We start from the raw sequence: 969 nt of genomic DNA on the forward strand, positions 1-969 counted from the left end.
TGCATCGCGAACTCCTGCAGTTCGCCGGCAACCGGCGCGTCACGCTCTTCATGCTCGTCCACGCCGCCTTCGTCGCCTTCCTCGCTCGACTCTCCGGCAGCGCCGACATCGTCGTCGGCACCCCCGTCGCCAACCGCCCTCTCCCCGATCTCGCCCCGCTCGTCGGCTTCTTCGTCAATACCCTCGTGCTGCGCAGCAGCCTCGAGCCGGCCCGCTCCTTCGACGAACTCCTCCAGCAATCCCGGCAACGGCTCGTCGACGCCTACCAGCATCAGCAACTCCCCTTCGAGCAACTCGTCGACGCCCTCAACCCGGCTCGCAGCCTCGCCCACGCGCCGCTGTTCCAGGTCTTGCTCGCGCTCAACAACAACGACGACCCGCCCCTGCGACTCGCCGGCCTCGACTCGCGGCCCCTCGCCAACGCGCCCATTCCCGCCAAGTTCGACCTCAGCCTCCACATCGACGCCCTGCCCGACGGCAGCCTCCGGCTCGCCTGGGAATACGCGGCCGCGCTCTTCGAACCCGGCACCATCGCGCGCTTCGCCGAACGCTTCGCCGTCCTGCTCGCCGATGCCCTCCGGCGGCCCGACTCCCCCGTCTCCCAGCTCGCCATCCTGCCCCACGACGAGCGGCGCCTCCTCCTCCAACGCTGGAACGACACCGCCTCGCCCTATCCCGGCAGCGCCTGCATCCACCAGCTGGTCGAGGCCCAGGCCGCGCGCTTTCCCGATCGCGTCGCGCTCCATTGCAACGGCGTCGAGCTGACCTACCGCGCGCTCAACACCCGCGCCAACCAGCTCGCCCTCCATCTGCGCCAGCTCGGCCTGCCACCCGACTCCCTCGTCGGCGTCTGCGTCGAGCGCTCCCCCGACCTCGTCGTCGCGCTGCTCGCCGTCCTCAAGGCCGGCGCCGCCTATCTCCCGCTCGACCCCGCCTATCCCCGCGAGCGCATCGACTACATGCTGCCGG

At 70.7% G+C, this 969-nt stretch carries 1 protein-coding gene; it reads left to right on the forward strand.

Annotation, left to right across the window (positions count from 1 at the left end; all coding sequences use genetic code 11):
- Positions 1-969, forward strand: a 969-nt coding sequence (locus tag WS62_RS05850; protein ID WP_156440878.1) for a condensation domain-containing protein, incomplete at both ends; no start/stop codon positions are given.

Origin of the sequence: Burkholderia sp. ABCPW 14, assembly GCF_001523835.1 — a bacterium.
Taxonomy (GTDB): Bacteria; Pseudomonadota; Gammaproteobacteria; order Burkholderiales; family Burkholderiaceae; genus Burkholderia; species Burkholderia mayonis.